This window comes from Janthinobacterium sp. J1-1, assembly GCF_030944405.1.
In the GTDB taxonomy this organism is placed as follows: Bacteria; Pseudomonadota; Gammaproteobacteria; order Burkholderiales; family Burkholderiaceae_D; genus Janthinobacterium.
In genome coordinates, this window is the sequence record NZ_CP132339.1 from 5,534,022 (window position 1) to 5,557,805 (window position 23,784).

At 67.0% G+C, this 23,784-nt stretch carries 16 protein-coding genes and 1 tRNA gene; 11 read left to right on the plus strand and 6 right to left on the minus strand.

Translation table 11 applies throughout. The features are described 5' to 3' along the window. Positions 1 to 248: 248 nt before the first annotated feature. The 6 genes from Q8L25_RS25370 to cysS form a co-directional block, all read right to left on the minus strand. Positions 249 to 341 (minus strand) — tRNA-Ser (locus tag Q8L25_RS25370). Between the two features lie 110 nt (positions 342 to 451). Next, on the minus strand, positions 452 to 1,699 hold the full coding sequence (locus tag Q8L25_RS25375; protein WP_308922039.1) for an aspartate kinase: 1,248 nt from the start codon (positions 1,697 to 1,699) through the stop codon (positions 452 to 454). 164 nt (positions 1,700 to 1,863) lie between these two features. Next, a complete protein-coding gene (gene tilS / locus Q8L25_RS25380; protein WP_308922040.1) occupies positions 1,864 to 3,282 on the minus strand; it encodes a tRNA lysidine(34) synthetase TilS in 1,419 nt (472 codons plus the stop codon). A gap of 170 nt (positions 3,283 to 3,452) precedes the next feature. Beyond that, positions 3,453 to 4,427, minus strand: coding sequence for an acetyl-CoA carboxylase carboxyltransferase subunit alpha (locus tag Q8L25_RS25385; RefSeq protein ID WP_308922041.1), 975 nt, complete (start codon positions 4,425 to 4,427; stop codon positions 3,453 to 3,455). 73 nt (positions 4,428 to 4,500) lie between these two features. Beyond that, the gene (locus tag Q8L25_RS25390) at positions 4,501 to 5,205 is read right to left on the minus strand and encodes a DNA-3-methyladenine glycosylase 2 family protein (RefSeq protein ID WP_308922042.1); all 705 of its coding nucleotides are present in this window, start codon (positions 5,203 to 5,205) and stop codon (positions 4,501 to 4,503) included. Continuing rightward, positions 5,202 to 6,599 (minus strand): cysteine--tRNA ligase, encoded by a 1,398-nt coding sequence (gene cysS, locus Q8L25_RS25395; RefSeq protein ID WP_308922043.1) that lies wholly within the window; start codon positions 6,597 to 6,599, stop codon positions 5,202 to 5,204. Before cysS ends, Q8L25_RS25390 begins: the two co-directional genes overlap by 4 nt. Positions 6,600 to 6,888: 289 nt before the next feature. Between cysS and Q8L25_RS25400 the strand changes: the two genes are divergently transcribed. The 11 genes from Q8L25_RS25400 to Q8L25_RS25450 all read left to right on the plus strand — a co-directional run bounded on the left by Q8L25_RS25400 (position 6,889) and on the right by Q8L25_RS25450 (position 23,773). After that, positions 6,889 to 7,515, plus strand: a complete 627-nt coding sequence (locus Q8L25_RS25400) for a peptidylprolyl isomerase (protein WP_308922044.1) — start codon at positions 6,889 to 6,891, stop codon at positions 7,513 to 7,515. A 78-nt stretch (positions 7,516 to 7,593) separates the two neighbouring features. Continuing rightward, entirely contained in the window at positions 7,594 to 8,085 is a 492-nt protein-coding gene (locus Q8L25_RS25405) for a peptidylprolyl isomerase (protein ID WP_308922045.1), read from the plus strand. Between the two features lie 90 nt (positions 8,086 to 8,175). After that, a complete protein-coding gene (locus Q8L25_RS25410; protein WP_308922046.1) occupies positions 8,176 to 8,931 on the plus strand; it encodes a UDP-2,3-diacylglucosamine diphosphatase in 756 nt (251 codons plus the stop codon). A 69-nt stretch (positions 8,932 to 9,000) separates the two neighbouring features. Continuing rightward, positions 9,001 to 9,720 carry a DUF72 domain-containing protein gene (locus Q8L25_RS25415; protein ID WP_308922047.1) on the plus strand — a complete coding sequence of 240 codons (720 nt, stop codon included), beginning with the start codon at positions 9,001 to 9,003 and terminating at the stop codon, positions 9,718 to 9,720. 130 nt (positions 9,721 to 9,850) lie between these two features. Beyond that, entirely contained in the window at positions 9,851 to 10,216 is a 366-nt protein-coding gene (locus Q8L25_RS25420; RefSeq protein ID WP_308922048.1) for a GntR family transcriptional regulator, read from the plus strand. Next, positions 10,213 to 11,088, plus strand: coding sequence for an ABC transporter ATP-binding protein (locus tag Q8L25_RS25425; RefSeq protein ID WP_308922049.1), 876 nt, complete (start codon positions 10,213 to 10,215; stop codon positions 11,086 to 11,088). The genes Q8L25_RS25420 and Q8L25_RS25425 overlap by 4 nt, the downstream gene beginning before the upstream one ends. Next, on the plus strand, positions 11,085 to 12,077 hold the full coding sequence (locus tag Q8L25_RS25430) for a hypothetical protein (RefSeq protein ID WP_308922050.1): 993 nt from the start codon (positions 11,085 to 11,087) through the stop codon (positions 12,075 to 12,077). The genes Q8L25_RS25425 and Q8L25_RS25430 overlap by 4 nt, the downstream gene beginning before the upstream one ends. Before the next feature lie 516 nt (positions 12,078 to 12,593). After that, positions 12,594 to 12,803: a hypothetical protein gene (locus Q8L25_RS25435; protein WP_308922051.1), complete on the plus strand. Its 210-nt coding sequence runs from the start codon at positions 12,594 to 12,596 to the stop codon at positions 12,801 to 12,803. Positions 12,804 to 12,842: 39 nt separating this feature from the next. Further along, complete coding sequence (locus Q8L25_RS25440) at positions 12,843 to 17,225, plus strand: hypothetical protein (RefSeq protein WP_308922052.1); 4,383 nt, start codon at positions 12,843 to 12,845, stop codon at positions 17,223 to 17,225. A gap of 335 nt (positions 17,226 to 17,560) precedes the next feature. After that, positions 17,561 to 22,384, plus strand: a complete 4,824-nt coding sequence (locus Q8L25_RS25445; protein ID WP_308922053.1) for a hypothetical protein — start codon at positions 17,561 to 17,563, stop codon at positions 22,382 to 22,384. 87 nt (positions 22,385 to 22,471) lie between these two features. Beyond that, positions 22,472 to 23,773 carry a TolC family protein gene (locus Q8L25_RS25450; protein ID WP_308922054.1) on the plus strand — a complete coding sequence of 434 codons (1,302 nt, stop codon included), beginning with the start codon at positions 22,472 to 22,474 and terminating at the stop codon, positions 23,771 to 23,773. Positions 23,774 to 23,784 lie beyond the last annotated feature (11 nt).

Below are 23,784 nucleotides of genomic sequence, written 5' to 3' on the forward strand. Positions count from 1 at the left end.
TGGGTTTGTTTTAATGGCAGGAAAAAGCGGCGCAGGCTTGCCCGCAATCAGGCCAGGGGTGTGCTGGCTGCCAGTGCCTGATATGAGGGGGAGGCGTTGGCCGCTGCGCGGCCAACGTCGCCGCGCGGGGCGCGGCAGATGGGCGATTCGGGGAGGGCTGGGCCGGCATGGCCCAGCCCTTCGAATCCCACCGTTCCGTCCAGACAAATAAAAAAGCCTCCCGCAGGGGAGGCTTTTTTATTTGATTCTGGCGGAGACGGTGGGATTCGAACCCACGATACAGGTATAAGCCGTATGCATCCTTAGCAGGGATGTGCCTTCGGCCACTCGGCCACGTCTCCTAGCTGATTACTCAACTATGTCGCTTCAGTAAGTTGCGCTGCAGCGACGAACGTCATAATATCGACTGCACCCTCTTTGGTCAAGGGCGTGGGGCGATATTTTTACTTGTTTAAGCTTTTTCCAGCTCGAACGCCTTGTGCAGAGCGCGCACGGCCAGTTCCATGTACTTTTCGTCGATCAGGACCGAGATCTTGATTTCCGAGGTCGAGATCATCATGATGTTGATGCTCTCTTCCGACAGGGTGCGGAACATTTGGGAGGCGACGCCGACGTGGCTGCGCATGCCCACGCCGACCACCGACAGTTTCGACACCTTGGCGTCGCCGGTGATGCTGGCCGCGCCCAGTTGTTCGCGGTTCGCTTCCAGCACGGCCAGGGCGCGTGCATATTCGCCGCGCGAGACGGTGAAGGTGAAGTCCGTTTTACCGTCGACCGACTGATTCTGTATGATCATGTCGACTTCGATATTGGCGTCGGCCACCGGTCCCAGGATGTGGTAGGCCACGCCCGGACGGTCAGGCACGCCGAGCACGGTGATTTTGGCTTCGTCGCGGTTGAAGGCGATGCCGGAGATAACTGCTTGTTCCATGTTGGTGTCTTCCTCAAACGAAATCAGGGTGCCCGAATTGGCTTCTACTTCCAAAGGCAGCATCGGGTCGGTCAGCGACGACAATACGCGCGTCGGGACGCGGTAGTTGCCGGCAAATTCCACCGAACGGGTTTGCAGCACTTTGGAGCCCAGCGAAGCCAGTTCCAGCATTTCTTCAAAGGTGATGGTCTTCAGGCGGCGCGCCTCGGAGACCACGCGCGGATCGGTCGTGTAGACGCCGTCCACATCGGTAAAGATCAGGCATTCGGCCGCCTTCATGGCGGCGGCGATCGCCACGGCCGACGTGTCGGAACCGCCGCGGCCCAGGGTCGCGATATTGTCGTTCTCGTCGACGCCCTGGAAACCGGTAATGATGACAACCTTGCCGGCATCGAGGTCGCGTTTGACTTTTTCGTCATCGATCGACTGGATGCGGGCTTTGGTAAAGGCGGAATCGGTTTTGATCGCGACTTGCCAGCCAGCATAGGATACGGCTTGTTTGCCGATCGCCAGCAGTGCCATCGACAATAGGCCGACGGACACTTGTTCGCCTGTCGAGGCGATCATGTCAAGTTCACGCGGATCGGGTTGATCCATGATTTCCCTGGCCAGTCCAATCAGGCGGTTGGTCTCGCCCGACATGGCGGATGGCACCACCACGATTTGATGCCCAGCGTCGTGCCACTTGGCAACGCGCTTGGCGACATTCTTGATACGGTCAGTCGAGCCCATCGACGTACCGCCATATTTGTGGACGATTAAAGCCATAAGAGTGAAGTTTCCGCTCAAGAAGAATAAAAAAGAGGGCTTTACTCTACATGCCGCAATGCAAAATAACAAGCTATTAAGCGCATTAGCTCATACCGATTACGCATATGGAAATAACCGATCCATGCAGTGTGCGCGCCAGCCCACACCGCATGGCAGGCCGCTCAGACGGCGGCCCAGCGCAAGCTCACGCGTGAGGCGTCCGGCAAACCGAGGCAATGGCAATCGAGGCCGATGCCGGCCGCAAACAACAATTGTTGCGCCGCACAGACAAGCGGCAGGCGCTCGCGCTCCCAGGCCGGCACGTCAAATGCCTGGTAGTGGTATTTCAGGCTCTTGGTCGGGCGGTTGTGCGCCAGCTTCAGGCGCTCGCCACCCTGGCGGAAATCGATGGTCAACAGCTGCGACTTGAGCCAGGCGATATCGATGCCCTGCCCGTCTTCCTCTACCGGGTCGAAATGCAGCACGCCGCCATACGCGGGAAACGCCAGGCTGGCTTCGCCCTGCCAATGAAAATCCTGGCCGGCTTTTTCCAGGCCCGGGATATTCGCGTCATCACGCTCGCGCATGCCGGCCAGGTCACCCAGTTTGGGCGTCAGGTAGAGGCGGTCGCGGTGGCGCCGCACATGGCATTCCGGATGCGTCACCAGCAACTGCGCGTCGGGCCGCGCTTCGAGCAGCTGCGCCAGCATTTCCGCCAGCCATGCCGTCGACGGCATGCGCAAGTTGCGCGTGCCGAACCAGTGGCGCAGCAGGTTGTAGCAGCGGTCCTGGCTCAGTTCGCGCAATTTGCCCAGCTCGATGCAATCGCCATCGAGGCAGTTGGCCAAGTCCTGCGTGGCCAGTTCCGTCAGCAGCCGCTGCGCCGACTGCGCATGCTGGGCGCTGCGCGCAAAACGTTCCTGGAAGCCGGGAAAGGCCTGCGCCAGCACCGGCATCACCTGGTGCCGCAAGGCATTCCTGGCAAAGCGCGCATCGTCGTTCGATTCGTCGTGGATATGTGCAATCGCATGTTTCTCCACATACGCTTCCAGCTGCTTGCGCGATACCGGCAGCAGCGGGCGCGCCATCACCAGATCCGGATTGGCCAGCAATTCCGGTGCGCTGTTGGCGCCATCCATGCCCGACAGACCGGCCGTACCCGAACCGCGCAGCAGCTGCAACAGCACGGTTTCGGCCTGGTCGTCCTGGTGGTGGGCCGTCAGCAGCAGGCGCACGCCGTATTGCGCGCACAAGGCGCCCAAGGCGGCGTAGCGGCGCTTGCGGGCCGCTTCTTCGGTGCCGGTCTTCGGATTGATCTCGATCGTGACGCGGGTGGCCTCGAACGGCACGTTCATGCTGGCGCACAGTTGCTCGCAATGGGCCAGCCAGGCTTCGGCGTTCGGACTCAGGCCGTGATGCACGTGGAAGGCACGCAGCGCCACGCCCTGCTCTTGTGCCCAGGCATGGGCCAGGTGCAGCAGGGCCGAGGAATCGAGGCCACCGCTCAAGGCAATGGCGATCGTTTCACCGTTCCTGGGCGCACAGACGTCGAGTGCGCGGGCGAAGATATCGGCGACGCTGGCGGTTTGTTGCTTTTTCATATGGGTTCCGGGAATGCAAAGAGGGACAGGCAGGTAGTCGAAGATGTTCGGCTACCTGCCTGTCCCTGGTGTTTTTTTTACTGTCATGTCAGGTTGCGTCATGTCGGATTACGCTGCGCTAATCCGACCTACCCGACCTGCTCCGACCTACCCGACCTGCGCGGGTTGGATTACTCGCTCGGCGTAGTTTCCTTGAACTTGCCATAGCTCAGCAGCTTTTCATGGCGCGCTTGCAGCAGGTCCTTGGTTTTCATGCCGTGGAACTGGCGCAGGGTGTCGGCCAGCGCGCGTTTCAGCAGGGTCGCCATCTGTTTCGGATCGCGGTGGGCGCCGCCCAGCGGTTCGTTGATGATCTTGTCGATCAGGCCCATGGCTTTCAGGCGGTGCGCGGTCAGGCCCAGCGCTTCGGCCGCGTCGGCGGCGCGCTCTGCGCTCTTCCACAGGATGGAGGCGCAGCCTTCCGGCGAGATCACGGCGTAGGTCGAGTATTGCAGCATCAGCACGGCGTCGCCGACGGCGATCGCCAGCGCGCCGCCGGAACCGCCTTCACCGATAATGGTGGCGATCAGCGGCACTTTCAATTCGGCCATCACGTACAGATTGTGGCCGATGGCTTCGGACTGGCCGCGCTCTTCGGCGTCGATGCCGGGGAATGCGCCCGGGGTGTCGACAAAGGTGAAGATCGGCAGGTTGAATTTTTCGGCGACCTTCATCAGGCGCATGGCCTTGCGGTAGCCTTCCGGTTTCGGCATGCCGAAGTTGCGCATGGCGCGCTCTTTCGTGTCGCGGCCCTTCTGGTGGCCGATGACCATGCAGGGCTGGCCGTTGAAGCGGGCCAGGCCGCCGACGACGGACAGGTCGTCGGCATAGCTGCGGTCGCCATGCAGTTCGTGGAAATCGGTAAAGATTTCGTTCACATAATCCATGGTGTAGGGGCGCTGCGGGTGGCGCGCGATCTGCGCCACTTGCCAGGGTGTCAGCTTGGCGTAGATATCCTTGGTCAGCTGCTGGCTCTTCTTGGCCAGGCGGTCGATCTCTTCCGAGATGTCGACGGCCGAATCGTCTTGCACGAAGCGCAACTCTTCGATCTTGGAATCGAGTTCCGCGATCGGCTGTTCAAAATTGAGGAAAGTCGTTTTAGTCATTGTACCTCCAGGGTTTTACCAGCCGCGTCGCCAGGGCGCGCGGCGTTATTGATGGTTATTTTACCGTACCGGCTCAGGCGCGGGGGCCTGTATCGCTGGCAGAAGCAGCCGCAGCAGGGTCGAGACTGCGCCATAAATACCAGGTTGCCACGGTGCGCCACGGTTCCCAATTGGCGGACACCTCGCGCGCATCGCTGCGTGAAACAGGTTCGCCGGAAAAATAATTGACGCTGATGCCCTGGATCAAGCCAGGGTCATCGAGCGGCAGCACATTCGGGCGCAACAAATTAAAAATCAGGAACATCTCGGCGGTCCAGCGGCCGATGCCGCGGATTTGCACCAGTTCGGCGATGACGGCTTCGTCATCCATTTCGCCCCACTGGCTGGCGTGCACGCGCTTGGCCTTGAAGTGGTCGGCCAGGTCCAACAGGTATTCGGTCTTGCGCTTGGACAAGCCACAGGCCGACAATTGCTCGGCGCCCGCCTTCAGCACTTGCGAGGGCGTGCATTTCGGGCAAGCCAGCAGCAGCTTTTTCCAGGCCAGGTCGGCGGCCTTGGGCGTGATCTGCTGGCCCACCAGCGAGCGGGCCAGGGTGGTAAACGGGTCGCTATGGCCGACCAGGTGCAGGTCGCCAAATTGCGGGATCAGCTTTTTCATGATGCGGTCGCGCTTCATCAGCTCGATCTTCGCCTCTTCCCAGTAGGACGGCACCTGGATCACAGTCGCCGACGCCGCCGCGCTGGGGGTTTCCCCGTTTTCCCTGGTGTTGGACATCATGCGCGGCGCCAGTTGGTCGAGCCGTCAGGCTTGTCTTCCAGGATAATGCCGGCCTGCAACAGCTCGGCGCGGATCTTGTCGGACTCGGCAAAGTCGCGCGCTTTCTTGGCGGCGCTGCGGGCGGCAATCGCGTGCTCGATGGTTGCCGCCTCGTCATTGCCGCCGGCGGCGCTGCCCACGGTCGCTTGCAGGAATTGCTGCGGCGTGCGCTCCAGCAAGCCCAATACGCCTGCCAGGCCCTTCAATTGACGCGCCAGCGCGGGCGACTTGCTCTTGTTCACTTCCGTGGCCAGGTCGAACAGGGCGGCCACCGCCAGCGGCGTATTGAAGTCGTCGTCCATCGCCTCGGCAAAACGCACGGCATGGGCTTCGCTCCAGTCGATCGCGCCTGCTTCCACCGTCACCTCGGCCAGCGCCGTGTACAGGCGCGTCAGCGCCAGGCGCGCGTCGTCCAGGTGCACGTCGGAATAATTCAGGGGGCTGCGGTAGTGCGCGCGCAGGATGAAGAAGCGGATCACTTCGGCATCGAACTTTTGCAGCACTTCGCGGATGGTAAAGAAGTTGCCCAGGGATTTGGACATTTTTTCATTGTCCAGGCGCACGAAGCCGTTATGGATCCAGTAATTGACGCTGGTGTGGCCAAACGCGCCTTCGGACTGGGCGATCTCGTTTTCATGGTGCGGAAACTGCAGGTCGGCGCCGCCGCCATGGATGTCGAACTGTTCCCCCAGCAAGGCGCAGGCCATGGCCGAGCACTCGATATGCCAGCCCGGACGGCCCTTGCCCCATTTCGAATCCCATTTGACTTCCTCGGGTTCCGATTCTTTTGATGACTTCCACAGCACGAAGTCGAGCGGATCGCGCTTGCCCGTATTCACATCGACGCGCTCGCCGGCGCGCAGGTCGTCGAGCGACTTGCCCGACAGTTTGCCGTAGCCGGGGAAATTGCGCACCGCGTAATTGACGTCGCCATCCTCGCCCTGGTAGGCCAGGTGATTGCTTTCCAGGCGCTCGATCAGGCTCAGCATCTGTGGCACGTACTCGGTGGCGCGCGGCACGTGGTCGGGCGTCAAGATGCCCAGCGCCGCCGTGTCCTCGTCCATGTACTGCGTGAAACGGGTGGTCAGCTGCGAGATGGTTTCGCTGTTTTCCACCGCGCGGCGGATGATCTTGTCGTCGATGTCCGTAATATTGCGCACATAGGTCACGTCCAGGCCGGAGGCTTTCAGCCAGCGGTAGATCACGTCGAACGCCATCATCATGCGCGCATGGCCGATATGGCAGTAATCGTAGATGGTCATGCCGCACACATACATGCGGACCTTGCCCGCTTCCATCGGGACAAAGACCTGCTTTTCGCGTGCCAGGGTGTTGTAAATCTTTAGATTGCTCATCGTACTTTACTGGTGGAGCGGCAGCCAGCCCGGGGAAAACGACAGACAGGCGCGGACACCGTTGGTGCCGCGCCACTGAACCGCCGTGTGCGCCGAGACTGAGCTACCCGCTGTATTGTTGTTCTTGTTTGTTAGAATTAGGCGTTAGCGGGCAAGTATAACATTGATAAAAACCATACTGGCCCGATATGAATCAGGTTTTTACGAAGTTCAACCGAAGTTCAACACTTCTTTCACTTCTTTACATTTTGAACAAGCTTAAAGAAAAATAACGCTCAAGGACATTCTTATGCAAGAGACAAAATCCCCGCGCCTGCCCTTTCTGGCGCGCTTTTTCACGCTGTTCGCCGGCCTGGCCCTGGGTGGCGCGGTGGTGGCGGCCAACCCTGCTACGCTGGACCCGACCCCGCACGTGGCCCTGAAAACCAGCATGGGCGAAATCGTGCTGGAACTGGATCAGCAAAAAGCGCCGAAAAGCGTGGCGAACTTTCTGCAGTATGTCAAAAGCGGCTACTACAAGGGCACCGTGTTTCACCGCGTTATCGACGGCTTCATGATACAGGGCGGCGGCTTCGACAAGAACATGAAGCAGAAAGCCACCAAGCCGGCGATCCAGAACGAAGCGCAGAACGGCTTGCAGAACGTCACCTACAGCATCGCCATGGCGCGCACCGGCGACCCGCATTCGGCCACCTCGCAATTCTTCATCAATGTCGGCAATAACGGCGCACTCGACTACCCGGGACGCGATGGTTACGGCTACACCGTGTTCGGCAAAGTCGTCAGCGGCATGGACGTGGTCGACAAGATCAAGGCCGTGCCGGTGGCCGACAAGGGCCCGCACCAGAACGTGCCCGTCACGCCGGTGGTGATCGAATCGGCCACCTTGCTCAAACAAGCGCCCGCAAAACTGTAAAATAGCGTTTTTGCCGCCCCGGCTTGCCGACACAGCCTGCCAGGGCACGAAATATTTCACCCAAACAAAAGGACTATCATGACTTCCGTAATCATCACCACCAACCTGGGCAAGATCACCGCTGAGCTGGACGCTGAAAAAGCGCCGAAAACGGTTGCCAACTTCCTGGCCTATATGGAAGCCGGCCACTACAACAACACGATTTTCCACCGCGTGATCGACGGTTTCATGATCCAGGGCGGCGGCTTCGAGCCAGGCATGAAACAAAAGCCAGCCGACACCACCGTCGAAAACGAAGCCAAGAACGGCCTGAAAAACGATACCTACACCCTGGCCATGGCCCGCACCTCGGACCCGCACTCGGCATCGGCCCAGTTCTTCATCAATATCAAGAACAACAGCTTCCTCGACTATCCAGGCCAGGACGGCTGGGGCTACGCCGTGTTCGGTAAAGTTACCGAAGGCAAGGAAGTGGTCGACGCCATCCGCGCCGTGAAAACCACGCGCGCCGGCATGTTTGCCGATGTGCCGACCACCGATGTCATCATCGAAAAAGTCGAAGCCGCGTAATTTCGGCGCACGCAACATGAATCACAGGCATTGCCACGTTCTTCTTGTTTCCATGAACCATCTTGATCAGGGGAGCGTTGAACGATGACAATGCCTGCCGCACTCTTCATTTCCGACCTGCACCTGCAGCGCTCGCACCCGCGCACCAGCGCCGCTTTTCTTTCCTTTCTTGAACACCATGCGCAACACGCGCACGCCCTGTATTTATTGGGCGACCTGTTCGAATACTGGGCCGGCGACGACGACCTGGAAGACCCGTTCAATGCGCGCATGACAGCGGCGATACGCGCCGTCAGCGATGCGGGCGTGCACGTCTACTGGATCGCCGGCAACCGCGATTTCCTGGTCGGCTCCGGCTTTGCCGCCGCCGCCGGTGCCACCCTGCTGAGCGAACCGCACGTCACCACGATTGCCGGCCAGCGCATCGTGCTGCTGCATGGCGACGCCGAATGCACCAAGGATGCGGCGTATATGGAATTTCGCGCCATGGTGCGCCAGCCGGCCTGGCAACAGCAGTTCCTGGCCATGCCTTTGGCACAGCGCAAGGCCATCATCGACGGCTTGCGCAAGAACAGCCGCGAGCAGAACGGCGAAAAGGCGATGGACATCATGGACGTCAGCCCCGATGCGGTGGCGCAGGTATTTGCCGAACAGGCCAGCACCATCATGATCCACGGCCACACGCACCGCCCTGCACTGCATGAAATCGACGGCACCTTGCGCTATGTGCTGCCGGACTGGGAATGCGATCTGGGCCCCGGCGAACCCGAGCGCGGTGGCTGGATCGCCGTCGATGGCCACGGCGCCATCACGCGCCACGCGCTGGACGGCGCCATGATCGACTAGCCTTTTACCGACGCCGCCACAAGGCGGCGTCCGACAGGCGCTCGCACCTGCCTCTGCTGTAATAAGGGCATGAATCCCTTGTATATCGGCACCGCCGGCTGGGGTATTTCCAGCGCGGCCTCCACTCACTTTCCCGGCGAAGGCAGCCATCTGCAACGCTATGGCCGGGTGCTCGACTGCGCCGAAATCAATACCTCGTTCTACCGCCCGCACCAGCCGACGACCTATGCGCGCTGGGCCGACAGCGTGCCCGAACACTTTCGCTTCAGCGTCAAGCTGCCGCGCACCATCACGCACGAACTACGCCTGAAACATTACACGGCGGAGCTGGAGCGGTTTGCCGGCGAAGTCGCGCACCTGGAAGACAAGCTGGGCTGCGTGCTGGTGCAACTGCCGCCCAGCCTGCGTTTCGACGCCGCCGTGGCCGCCAGCTTTTTCGATCACTTGCGCACGCATTTCCAGGGCATGCTGGCGTTCGAAGCGCGCCACGCCAGCTGGTTCGGCGAGGCCGCCACCGCCCTGCTGCGCGCACGCCACATCACGCGCGTGCGCGCCGACCCGCCCGCCGGCCAGCCGGGCCCGCATGTACCGACCACCGAGGTCGCCTATCTCCGCCTGCACGGCAGCCCGAAGATCTATTATTCGGACTACTCCGCCGAATTTCTCGCCGCGCTGGCCACCGAGCTGCGCACGCAGACGGCAAACGGCAGCTGGTGCATCTTCGACAATACGGCGTCCGGTGCGGCCTTGCTCAATGCGCTGGACTTGCAACAGCGCCTGCACGCATAAGGTTGTTGATTTTTTAAACTTTAGTGTTATAGTTAACTACAACACCAATTCATCAAATCACCCAAGGAGCTTCGATGCCTGCCGCATGGTCCACACGCCCCTCCCTGTCACCCTTGCCGGAGCGCATCCCATGAGCGCCGACTGGAATGACAATAGTCCGATCTATCGCCAGCTCAAGGCGAAAGTGGTCGGCATGATGCTCGATGGCGCGCTGCAGTCCGGCGACGTCCTGCCTTCGGTGCGCCAGGTGGCGGCCGATTATCAACTCAATCCCATTACCGTCTCGCGCGCCTACCAGGAACTGGTGGACGAGGCGCTGGTGGAAAAACGCAGAGGACTTGGCATGTATGTACTCGATGGCGCCCGCGACAAACTGCTGGCAAGCGAACGCGAACGCTTCATGCGCGAAGAATGGCCGGCCATGCTGGAACGCATCACACGCCTGGGCCTCGACGTGGAACAACTGCTGCTGGCCCATAAAGGAGCGACCCCATGAGCGCGCAACTCAATACGGGCAGCGTGATCAGCGCGCGCGGCTTGCGCAAGCAATACGGCAAGCAGGCGGCGCTCGACAACCTCAGCTTCGATATCGCTCCCGGGCGCATCGTCGGCCTGATCGGGCCGAATGGCTCGGGCAAGACCACCACCCTGAAAGCCATCCTCGGTTTGACGGGTTTCGAGGGCGAACTGTCGGTGCTGGGGCGCGACCCACGCCTTGCGCGCGATGCGCTGATGGACGACGTATGCTTTATTGCCGACGTGGCGATCCTGCCGGGCTGGCTGCGCGTGGCCGATGCGGTCGACTTCGTGGCGGGCGTGCATCCGCGCTTTGACCGCGCCAAAGCCGAGCGCTATCTGGCGCTGACCAAGCTGTCGCCGAAGATGAAGGTGAAAGCCATGTCCAAGGGCATGGTGGTGCAGCTGCACCTGGCGCTGGTGATGGCGATCGACGCGAAACTGCTGGTGCTCGACGAGCCGACCCTGGGCCTGGACATCCTTTACCGCAAGCAGTTCTACCAGAATCTGCTGGAAGACTATTTTGACGAAAACAAGACCATCGTCATCACCACCCACCAGATCGAGGAAGTCGAGCACATCCTCAGCGACCTGATGTTCATCCGCGACGGCAGGATCGTGCTGGCCGCCACGATGGAGGAAGTGGGCGAACGCTATATCGAGGTGATGGTGGGGCCGCAGCAGGTCAATGCGGCGCGCGCCTTGCAGCCGATCAGCGAACGCAGCGTGTTCGGCAAGTCGGTGATGCTGTTCGATGGCGTCGCCCGCGAGCAACTGGCGCTGCTGGGAGAACTGCATACGCCCAGCCTGGCCGACCTGTTTGTCGCCACCATGAAAGGAGCGCAGCAATGAGCATTTCCCCTGTCGACAAGATGAAATGGCTGGTCCGGCGCGAGCTGTGGGAGCACAAGGGCATGCTGCTGTGGACGCCTGCCGTGATCGGCATCGTGCTGACGGTGCTCGGTACCCTGCTGACCATGACCACCATCGCCAGGACCAAAACGCGCACCGCGCTGACGGTCAATGGCGAGGATGTATCCTGGAGCGCCATCTTCAATGCGCCGTCCTTCGCGCGGCAAAAGAACGAATTCATCGATGCCGTCGCCAACAATTACGCCTACCTGGCCGCGCCGCTGTTCCTGGCGCTGGGCTTCCTGGTGTTTTTCTATTGCCTGAGCGCCCTGCACGATGACCGCCGCGACCGCAGCATCCTGTTCTGGAAGTCGCTGCCCGTGTCGGACCTGCAGACGGTGCTGTCGAAGGCCGCCATCGCGCTGCTGGTAGCGCCCGTCATCGTGCTGGCCGCCGCCTGCCTGAGTTCGCTGGCATTGTTGCTGGGCCTGGCGACCGTGATGGAAATGAACGGCATTCACGTGTTCGGCGAACTGGCCACCAGGCCTGGCCTGTACCTGGGTCCGCTGCGCCTGTTCGGGCTGCTGCCCGTATATTGCCTGTGGGCCTTGCCAACCGTCGGCTGGCTGCTGATGGTGTCGAGCTGGGCACGCAGCAAGGTCTTCCTCTGGGCCGTCGGCGTGCCGCTGCTGCTGGCCGTGCTGCTGGTATGGGGCGGCGAACTGGCGCAGCTGCAAGCGCAGGCCAACTGGATACAGTCGAAGGTGATCGCGCGCACCCTGCTCGGCACCTTGCCGGGCAACTGGTATCTGTTCGAACCTGGACTGCTGCCGCAGTTGCACGCCAGTGGCCCGCGCATGGCGCAGATCGACGTATTCGGCAATTCCTGGTCCAGCCTGGGCCTGCCGGCCGCCTGGCTGGGCGCGGCGGCGGGCGCGGCCATGATCTGGGCCGCAGTCCGTTTGCGCCGCTGGCGCGAGGAAGGCTGACCGAGGGCCGACAGAGCGCCAAGCCTGTCCATTTTTGCATTACCCAACGCCCCGCCAGCCGGGGCGTTTTTCATGGAACGATGTTTTTATTTTCACTCCCAGATAATAACTATTTTCTTGATAGTTATTCATCCCAGACCATTCCTTCGATCAGGCTATTAAATCAATACCCTGAATTGCATATCAAAATAATAAATAATTATTTCTATCGCACAGCCACTGCAATTAAATTAATCAATAACAAGACTGAAAAGCCACAACTACATTTTCGATAGTCGAATAATTTCTCACGAAAATACACGGAAATAGCGCGATTCAGAGAAAAACCCGTGCCAGCTTATCCATTTGGTGAGTATTGGTGATTATTTCCGTGAAAAAACTTTGTCAGAATATAGTTATCGACTGTGATTAAAATGAAATTGAAAGTTTCGAAATTGAAACTACCATCATAGGGAAGACAGCGAGTTCAAGCGTGCAAAACAGCGGCTCCCCCCGCATGCGGCCCAAACAACGCCCATGCCTGCCGAAAAAAACCGGCACAAGAATAAACAAGGAAGGGCAGCGACCTTATTGAATGCACGCCTGATTCTTTTCAATCAGCAACGCTTAAATAAATATGCTTTACTTGCACTATCCACAGCAGGGATGCATCAACACAACAACACGGCCCAAGCCACGCCGGAGAAACCAGGGATGACGACTTACTCATCCTTCAATGAATTCTGAGAAACAAGCGGCACTCACAACCTATTCGGAGATCTTCAAATGGCCACCACCCCAACCCCAGCCCAAGTTCCTGCCAGCACCAGTGGTGCAGCAAGCATAATCGCCGCGCAAGCAGGCAATCCAGCTGCGGTGCCGCCTGCCCAAGCCGCCGCCAAAGCGCAAAGCAATCAGCGCAAGCTGCTCGACGAAGACGAGCTGGAGCAAGGTGCGGATGCGGGCCAATCGATGCCACCGGAAAACGTGGTCGAAGTGATCGGCGAAGCGGGCATGGGCATCTCCGGTGCCGCGCTGGCAGGCACGGCTGCCGCCATCGCGGCCGCAGCGGCCGCCGGTGGCAGCGGCGCCGGCGAAGCGGCTGGCCAGGCAGGTGGCGATGGCACGGGCAATAGCGGTGGCGCGGCAGCCATCCCCAGCGGCAACGTGGTCGACGTCGCCGGCAGCAGCACCCTGACCGGCGCCGGCACAGGCGGTTTTGGCTCCATCAGCGGCCTGGGCGCCTTGGGTGCGCTGGGCGGCATCGGCTTGATCGCCGCCGCGGCAACCGGTGGCAGCAGCGCCGCGGCAGCCGGCATTGGCGGCGGCACCGGAGGTACCGGCGGTGGCACTGGAGGTACCGGCGGCACGGGTGGCACCGGTGGCAACACCGGCGGCGGTGTCGGCGGCCAGGGCGACGGTAGTTCCACTTTTATCGTCACCGGCGCCGCCATCGCCGCCGCCACGGCGGCACTGGCCGCCGCCAACACCGCGCAAGCCGCGGACGCCGCTGCGGCAACCGCCGCCAGCAATGCGGCGGCAACACAGGCCGCGGCCAATGCGGCCGTGCTGGCCGACCAGCAAGCTGCACAAGCACAAGCTGCGGCAACGCAGGCGCAAGCGGCCGCCACGGCGGCAGCGGCCGCACAAAACGCGGTCGCCGCCGACAATGCGGCAGCTGCCGCCAACAATACTGCCGCCGCATCCCAAGCAGCCGCCAATGCCGCACAAAATGCCGATGCGGCGGTCGGCACCACCACCCAGGCGGCGAACGCCGCAGCAGCCGCACAGGCGGCCGCCGCCGCGCAAGCCAACCTCAGCGATGCGCAAGCGCTGCAGGCAGCGTCCAACAGCGCCGCCGCGGCGGCCGCCGCCGCCAACCAGCAAGCCAGCCTCAGCGATGCACAGGCGCTGGCCGTGAATGCCAACGATGACGCCGCCAACGCCGCCAACACGGCCGCGCTGGCCAATGCCTCCGACGCCAATGCGCTGGCCACGGCGGCCGCCGCTGCCGCCGCACAAGCCGACAACGCCGCCGCCATTGCCGGCCAGACCGATGCCGCCGCCCTGAGTGCAAACGCCGACACGGCCACCGCGCAAGCGGGCGCGGCCCAGGCGCAAGCCAACGCCACCGATGCCGGCGCGCTGCAGCAAGCGGCCAACGCCGCGCAAGCCAACGCCCAAGCGGCAGCCACGCAAGCGGCCGCCACCGATGCCGCCGCCCTGAACGCAGCGGCGGCCGCCGCCGCACAAAACGCCGCCAGCGCCACCGCTGTGGCCAACCAGACCGATGCCGCCGCGCTGGGGCAAGCCTCGAACAACGCCGCCGCGCAAGCGGCCGCCGCCCAGGCGCAAGCCGATGCCACCGATGCGCCGGCACTGGCCGTGGCGGCCAACGCCGCCGCCAATGCCGCCATCGCCGCCAATGTTGCGGCACAGACGGATGCCGACGCCCTCGGCGCCGCTGCCGCGGCCGCCGCCGCGCAAGCGGCCAGCGCCAATGCCATTGCCAACCAGACCGACGCCGCCGCGCTGCAAACGGCGTCCAACAACGCCCAGGCGGCATCCGATGCTGCCGCCGCGCAAGCGGCCGCCAGCGACGCCACCGCGCTGGCGCAAGCCGCCGCAGCCGCCAATGCCGCAGCCCAGGCCGCCGCCAACCTGGCCAACCAGACCGACGCCGCCGCGCTGGGCGCCGCGTCCGCCAGCGCCAACCAGGCCGCCAGCGACGCTGCCGCCATCGCCAACCAGACCGATGCCGCCGCCCTGCAAACGGTGTACAACAACGCCCAGGCGGCATCCGACGCCGCCGCCGCGCAGGCGGCCGCCAATGACGCCACCGTACTGGGCCAGGCCGCCAACGCCGCCAATGCCACAGCCCAGGCCGCCGCCACCCTGGCCAACCAGACCGACGCCGCCGCGCTGGGCGCCGCCTCGACCGCCGCCACGCAAACGGCCAACAACGCCACCTCGATTGCCAACCAGACCGACGCGGCCGCCCTGCAAACGGCGTACAACAACGCCCAGGCAGCATCCGATGCCGCCGCCGCGCAGGCGGCCGCCAATGACGCCACCGTACTGGGCCAGGCCGCCACCGCCGCCAATGCGGCCGCCCAGGCCGCCGCCACCCTGGCCAACCAGACCGATGCCGCCGCGCTGGGCGCCGCCTCGACCGCCGCCACGCAAGCGGCCAACAATGCCGCCACCATTGCCAACCAGACCGACGCCGCCGCGCTGCAAATCGCTTCCGACGCCGCCCAGGCCGCTGCCGCAGCGGCCGCAGCGCAAGCGGCCGCCACCGATGCCACCGTGCTGGGCCAGGCCGCCACTGCCGCCAATGCGGCCGCCCAGGCCGCCGCCACGCTGGCCAACCAGACCGACGCCGCCGCACTGGGCGCCGCGTCAAACGCCGCCACGCAAGCGGCCAACAACGCGGCCACCCTGGCCAATCAGACCGATGCGGCCGCACTGCAAGCCGCCTCCGACGCCGCCCAGGCCGCTGCCGCAGCGGCCGCCACGCAGGCGGCCGCCACCGACGCCACCGTGCTGGGCCAGGCATCGAATGTTGCCGCCGCCGCCGCGCTGGCCGCCGCCACCCTGGCCAATGCCACCGACGCCGCCGTGCTGACCGGCATCTCGACCGCCGACGACCAGCTGGCCGCCGCCGCCCTGGCGCTGGCCAACGCCACCGATGCGGCCGCCTTGCAGCTTGCCTACGACGCCGCCCAGCTCGCAGCGACCAACGCCGCGACGGTGGCCGCCGCCACCGACACCGACGCCCTCAACCCGGCCGCCAACGCCGCCAATGCGCTGTCCGCCAACGCCGTCACCCTGGCCAACGCCACCGATGCAGGCCTGCTGGCCGCTGCCGCCGCCACCACCGCGCAAACGGCCAGCAACGCCGCCACCCTGGCCGGCGCCACCGACGCCACCGCGCTGGGCCTGGTGTCCGATGCGGCCGCCGCCACTGCCGCCAACGCACAGACGCTGGCCGACGCCACCGACGCCGCCGCCCTGGCGCTGGCGTCCGGCGCGGCGGCCGTCACCGCCGCCAACGCACAGACACTGGCCGACGCCACCGACGCCGCCGTGCTGGCCACGGCCGCCGCCACCGCCGCCAATGCGGCCGCCACCGCGCAAACGCTGGCCGACGCCACCAATGCGGCCGCCCTGCAAATCACCTCCGATGCGGCCGCCGCCGTGGCGCAAGGCGCCGCCACCCAGGCCGGCCTGACCGACGCCGCCGCGCTGGCCATCGTCTCGGGCAACGACGCCGCCGCCGCGCTGGCCGCGCAGACGCTGGCCGACGCCACCGACGCCAACGCGCTGCAAGCCGCCTCGAACACGGCCGCTTCCGTCGCGGCCAACGCGCAGACGGTGGCCGACATGACCGATGTCCCCACGTTGCAGGCTGCCTATGATGCGGCCGCCGCCAATGCCGCCACCGCCAATGCGAATGCCGCCGGCATCAACCTGAATGCGGACATCAGCGCCGCCAACGCCAGCTCCCTGGCCGCGATTGCCGCCCAACTGACGGCCAGCCAGGCCAATGTCGTCGACCTGACCGTCATCGTCAACAATCTGCAGGTGCTGGCCGATGCGGCCGACGCCCTGGCTGACGCCACCGACGCCAATGTGCTGGGCCTGGTCTCGGCCGCCGACGCCATCACCGCGCAAAACCTGCAGGCAATCGCCGACGCGACCGACGCCGATGCGCTGGGCGTGATTTCCACCGCCGACGCCGTTGCGGCTGCCGCCGCCTCACTGCTGGCGTCGCAAAGCGACGCCAGCGCACTGGGTCTGGCGTCCACCGCAGCGGCCGCCGCCGCCACCGCCGCGCAAGCCACCGCCGACCTGACCGACGCCGTGACACTGGGCGCGGCATCGACCGCCGCAGCGGCCGCCGCCACGGCCGCGCAGGCTGCCGCCGACGCCAGCGACGCCGTCGCGCTGGGACTCGTCTCGACCGCCGATGCCGCCACCGCCAATGCGCTGGCGACCATCGCCAACCTGACCGACGCCACCGCGCTGGGCGTGACTTCGACGGCCGACGCCGCGCTGGCCGCCACGGCCCAGGCCACCGCCAGCCTGACCGACGCCGTCGCGCTGGGCCTGATCTCGACAGCCGCCGCCACCGCGTCCACCGCCGCCACCAACCTGGCAACCTGACCGACGCTGTTGCGCTGGGCACGGTCTCGACCGCCGCCACGGCCGCCGCCAATGCCGCGCAAGCGACCGCCAACCTGACCGACGCCGCCGCGCTGGGCCTGATCGCCACCGCCGATGCGGCGCTGGCCGCCACGGCCCAGGCCACCGCCAACCTGACCGACGCCGTCGCCCTGAACCTGGTCTCGACAGCCGCCAATACGGCCGCCGCCGCCGCCCTGGCGACGGCCAACCTGACCGATGCCGTCGCACTGGGCACGATCTCGACCGCCGCCACGCAGGCGGCCAATGCGGCCGCCGCCACCGCCAACCTGACCGACGCCGTCGCGTTGGGCCTGGTGTCGACGGTCAACGCGGCCACTGCGGCCACCCTGCAGAACACCGCCAACCTGACCGATGCCGCCGCGCTGCAACTGATTGCGACCGCCGACGCGGCCGCCGTCACCACCACCAATGTGCTGGCCTCGGTGCTCGACGCCGTGGTGCTGGGCACCGCGCATACGCTGGATGCCACCGCGGCACTGCTGGCGACCACGGTTGCCGCCCTGACCGACGCCGCCGCGTTGACCGTGACCGCCAACAATGACGCCGCCGCCGCTGCCGCCGCTGCCGCCTACTCGGCCTCGCGGCCGCTCGACTTGGTCGCCGCCCTGGCCGCCACGGTGGCCGCCACCACCGCCACCCTGTCGCGCGCCGCCGCCGATGGCGCCATTGCCGACGACGCCAATGCCGCGACCGCGGTCGCCAGGTCGGCCGCCTCGCTGGCCCTGCTCAACCAAGCCATTGCGGCCGATAACGCGGCCACCGCCGCCGCCGCCCAGGCAGCACTGTCGCAAGCAGCCGCGCAAACCGCCCTGGCTGACGATGCCGCCGCCGCCGCCGCCGCCACCGTCGCGGCCACTTCGCTGGCCGCCACCCAGGCCGCGCAGGCTGCCGACGCGGCGGCCGCATCGACGGCGGCCACCGCCGCCAATGCGCTGAACGCGCTGAACGCCGCCCTGGCAGCCGACGCCGCCGCCGCGTCGACCGCCGCCAACGCCGTGCTGGCCAATGCCGCCACCGCCGCAGCCGTGGCCGATGACGCCGCCGCCGCACTGGCCGCCACCACGGCAGCCGCCTCGCAAGCGGCCGCCAGCGCCGTCACCATCGCCAACAATGCCATCGCCGCACTGAACAGCGCGCTGGCCGACGATGCCGCCGCCGTCAACGCGGCACTGAACGCGACCAATACGCTGGCCGCCACCAATGCCGCCATCGCCGCCGATACGGCCGCCGCCGTCGCCGCGAATGTCGCCGCGCTGTCGGCCGCCGCCACCGCAGCGGCCCAGGCCGACGACCTGGCCGCCGCCACCGCCGCCACGGTGGCCGGCCTGTCGCTGGCCGTCACGCAGGCGGCGCAGGCGCTGGACGCCACCGCCGCCGCCGCCGTGGTCACCGCCAACAACGCGCTGGCGGTCCTGAACAGCGCGCTGGCGGACGACGCCACCGCCGCCACCGCCGTCGTCGCCGCCGCCAATGCGCTGGCGGCCCTGAACGCGGCCCTCGCCGCCGATGCCGCCGTCGCCACCACCGCCGCCACGGCGGCGGCCTCGCTGCTGGCCACCACCAATGCCCAGGCGGACGACGCCGCAGCTGCCGCCGCGGCGACAGCCGCCGTGCTTGCGCAAAACGCCGCCGACGCCGCACTGCTGCTTGATGCAGGCGCCGCCTTTATCGCCGCCGCCGCCGCCACGGCGCTGGCGCAAGCCAATGCAGCGCTTAATGACGACAATGCCGCCGCCAATGCCGCGCACGTCGCCGGCATCTCGCTGGCCGCCACGCTGGCGGCGCTGAACGACGACGCCGCCGCCGTCGTCGCCAACACGGCGCTGAATGCGGCGATCGGCGACCTGAACATTGCCGTCGCCGCCGACGCCAATGCCCTCAGCCTGCAAAGCGTGGCCGACGCCGACGCGCTGGTGGTGATCAATTCGCGCTCCGCCGTCGACGCCGCCAACCAGGCCAATGCCGATGCCGCCGCCGCGCTGGCGGCCTTGAACGCCGCGCAGGCCGACGATGCCGCCGCCGCTGCTGCCGCCACCGCCGCCGCAGCAGCGCTGGTGGCCGCCAATGCGGCGCAAGCGGACGACCTGGCAGCGGCAGCCGCCGCCGCCCAGGCCGCCATTTCAGCCGCCGCCACCGCCGCCGCGCAAAGCGACGATGCGGCCGCCGCCACCGCCGCCACGGCCGCCGCCGCCGCGCTGGCCGCGCTGAACACGGCCCTGGCCGACGACGCCGCCGCCGTCACCGCGCAGGCGGCCGCCATTGCCGCGCAAGCGGCTGCGACCAACGCACAGAACGACGACGCGGCGGCGCTGGCCGCCGCTGCCGCCGCCGCACTGGCGCTGGCCGCCACCACCGCCGCCCAGGCGGACGACACCTCGGCCGCCACGGCCGCCACCAACGCCGCCGCCGCCCTCACCGCCTACAACAATGCGCTGGCCGACGACGCAGCGGCAAGTGCTGCGCAAGCCGCCGCCGCCATCGCGCAGGCCGCGGCAACGGCGGCGCAAAACGACGATGCGGCCGCCGCCGCCGCTGCCGCCAGCGCAGGCGCCGCCCTGGTCGCGCTGAACGCCGCGCTGGCCGATGACGCGGCCGCCGCCAACGCCGCGGCGATTGCCGCCACGGCTGCCACCGCCGCAGCCGCTGCCACCGCCGACGACGCGGCTGCCGCTGCCGCCGCTGCCGCTGCCGCAGTGGCGCTGGCCGCCGCCACCGCCGCGCAAAACGACGACGCCGCCGCCGCCCAGGCTGCGGCGGACGCCGCCGCCGCGCTCGCCGCGCTCAACGCCGCCCTGGCGGCGGACGCGGCCGCCGTCACCACGGCCACTGCCGCCGTGGCCGCCGCCGCCGCCGCGCAAGCGGCCTTGAATGACGATGCCGCCGCACTCGCAGCCGCCACGGTGGCAGCCAATGCGCTGGCCGCCGCCACCGGCGCGCAAAACGATGACGCCGCCGCCGCCCAGGCTGCACTGGCCGCCGCCGCCGCGCTGGCCGCGCTCAATGCCGCCCTGGCCGACGACGCCACCGCCGCCACCAATGCGGCGCTGGCCGCCGCCGCCGCCCAGGCGGCGCAAGCCGACGACACGGCCGCCCTGGCCGCTGCCGCCAACGCCGCTGCGGCAGTCGCCGCCGCCACCGCCGCGCAAAACGACGACGCTGCCGCGCAAGCGGCCGCCGCCAACGCCGCCGCCGCCCTGGCCGCCCTGAATGCGGCGCTGGCCGACGACGCCACCGCCGCGCAGGCAACCGCTGTCGCCGCCGTGGCCGCCGCCGCCGCACAAGCGGCGCAAAACGACGATGCGGCCGCCCTGGCCGCCGCCGCAGCAGCGGCCAATGCCGTCGCTGCCGCCACGGCTGCGCAAAACGACGATGCCGCCGCCGCCCAGGCCGCCGCCAACGCCGCCGCCGCCCTGGCCGCCCTGAACGCGGCGCTGGCCGCCGATACGGCCGCCGCCAATGCGGCCCAGGCAGCGCTGGTGGCAGCCAGCGCGGCACAGGCGGCGCAAGCCGCCGATACGGCCGCCCTGGCCGCTGCCGCCCAAGCGGCGCAGGCCGCCGCCACGCTCGCCGCCGCGCAAAACGACGACGCGGCCGCCGCGACAGCCGCCGCCAATGCCGCCGCCGCCCTCGCCGCGCTGAACGCCGCACTGGCTGACGACGCAGCCGCTGCGGCCGCCACGCAAAACGCCGCCACCGCCCTGGCAGCGGCCCAGGCCGCGCAAAGCGACGATACGGCCGCCCTGGCCGCCGCCGCCCAAGCTTCGGCCGCACTGGCCGCCGCCAACGCCGCGCAAAACGACGACGCCGCAGCGCAAGCGGCCGCCGCCAATGCCGCCGCCGCCCTGGCCGCCTACAATGCGGCCTTGGCCGACGACGCCAGCGCCGCCGCCGCCGTGCAATTCGCCGCACAGGCCCAGGCCAGCGCCCAAGCCGCGCAAGCGGACGATGACGCCGCCGCGCAAGCGGCCGCACAGGCCGTCATTGCGCAGGCCGCCGCCACCGCGGCGCAAAACGATGACGCAGCCGCAGCAGCGGCGGCCGTCATCGCCGCCGCCGCCGTGGCCGCGCGCGACGCCGCCCTGGCCGATGACGCCAATGCGGCAGCCACCGCCAATGCCGCCAGCGCCGCGCTGGCCGCTGCCAGCGCCGCACAGGCGGCCGATGCCGCCGCAGCGGCGGCCGCGATCCAGGCCGCCAACTCGCAGGCGGCGCTGCAGGCCGCGCTGGCCGACGATGCGGCAGCCGCCGTCGCCAGCCAGAATGCCGCCGCCGCCCTGGCGGCGTATAACGCGGCCCAAGCCGATGATGCCGCCGCCGTGCAGGCGCTGGCGGCTTACGACGCGGCGCAAGCGGCGATGCTGCAGGCGATCACCGTGGCGGCGCAAACCGACGCCGGCGCGCTGGGCGCCATCGCCGCCAGCGATGCGCAAACGGCGGCCGGCCTGCAATCGATCGCCGACCAGACCGACGCCAGCGCCCTGACCCTGCAAGCGCAGGCTGACGCGGCAGCGGCCACCGCCGCCGCCAACGCGGCGCAAGCGACCGACGCGCAAGCCCTGAGCGTGGCGGCCGATGCGGCCATCGCCAGCGCACTGCAAGTGCAGGCACAAGCCGACCTGACGGACGCCGCATCGCTGACAGTGGCCGCCAATGCCAGTGCGGCGACGGCGGCCGCGGCGCAAGCCCAGGCCGACCTGACCGACGCGGCGCAGCTATTCACCTTGAGCCAGCTGGCACAGCACAGCCCGCAGATCCTGTCCGACTTCCAGGGCGGCCTGCCGGCCGCCGGCGGCGACGTGATCGACATGTCGCCGATTGCCGACCTGACGGCGTCGGTGGCGGTCGGCGTGTCGCTGGGCACCGACTTCGGCAACGACAACATCTTCATTTTCAATGAGACGGCGGTGTCGATCGGTGCGGCGGCCAGCGCGATTGCGGCCGACAACAGCGTGCTGTCGGGCCAGGGTTATATCGTGATCCGCGATATCGACAATGGCGGCGCGGTGACGGTCTACCACTCGAGCGACCTGAGTTCGGCGCAGTCGCTCGACACGGCGCTGGTATTGCTCAGCAACGTCAATATCACGCAACTGACGGCGGCCAACTTCATCGTCTGATCGCGGCGATCGGCAGTCGCAGGCGGGGGCGCCGGCAGCCCCCGCCATCTCTTGAATCCGCAGGCACCCAAGGGCCAGAAAGACGCAATGAGATTACCTGTTTTACCAGTTTCGACCACAGGCCGCGCCTCCCCGCGCGGCTTCCCGACCTGTCTCGTGGCCGTGCTGGCCGCCGCGAGCCTGGCCTTCACCTCCCCTTGCGCGCAGGCGCAAAGCGCCACCGCCTGGAGCTTCGACCAGGTGCTGCGGCAAGCGCTGCAAAGCCACCCCGCGATCCAGGGCAAACGCTCCGTGCAGGCCGCCGCGCGGGCCGACCTCGATGGCGCGCAGTGGCAGCGCTTTCCCAGCCTGTCGGCCGAAGTGCCGACCGGCTCGCAGGAAACCGGCGGCGTGGTGCGCATCGACCAGCCGCTGTGGAGCGGCGGACGGATCGACGCCGGCATCGATGCGGCGGGCAGCCGGGTCGACGCGGCCGGCGCCGGCATCGAGGAAGAACGCCTGACCTTGTCGCTGCGCGTGATCGCAGCCTACACCGAAGCGCTGCGCCAGACGGCGCGCGTGCAGGTGGCCCAGACCGGCATGGCCGAACACGACCGCCTGCTCGACATGATACGGCGCCGCGTGGAGCAGTCGGTCAGCTCGCAAACCGACCAGCGCCTGGCCGAATCGCGCGCCTACCAGGCCGCCAATGACGTGTCGAACGCGCGCCAGGCGCTGGCCAATGCGCTGGCGCAGCTGTCGCAGCTGGCCGGCAAACCGGTGCGCATCGTCACCCCGGCCGGCATCGGCGTGGGCGAGCTGCTGCCGGACGCCAACCTGGAACGCGTGATGCGCCAGGCCGTGGCCTATTCGCCGACCCTGCGCCGGCTCGACTTCGAGGCGCAGGCGGCCGACTCCGAGATCGCCCTGCAGCGTTCGGCCTACATGCCGAAGGTGCTGCTGCGCGTGGAAAAACCCACCGGCGGCATCAACGCCGACAACCGCACGCGCGCCATGCTGGTGCTGCAGGCGCAGCCGGGCGCGGGCCTGTCGGCCAAGGCCGGCGTCGACGCCGCCGTGGCGCGGCGCGAAGGCGCCCGCTCGGCCCACGACGCGGCCGAACGCGACGTGCGCGAACGCTTCACCATCGACTGGAACGAGGCCGAATCCAGCCGCGAGCGCCTGGGCAATGCGGGCGAATCGAGCACCACCTCGACCCAGGTGTTCGAATCGTATGCGCGCCAGTACGTGATCGGCCGCAAGAGCTGGAACGACGTGCTCAACGCCGTGCGCGAAGCCACGCAGGCGCAGTTCGTGCTGGAAGACACGCGCGCCCAGGCGATCGCCGCCAGCCTGCGCCTGGCGGCGCAAACCGGCACCCTGGCCGGCCGTACCGCGCCATCCAACTGAACACATGCATC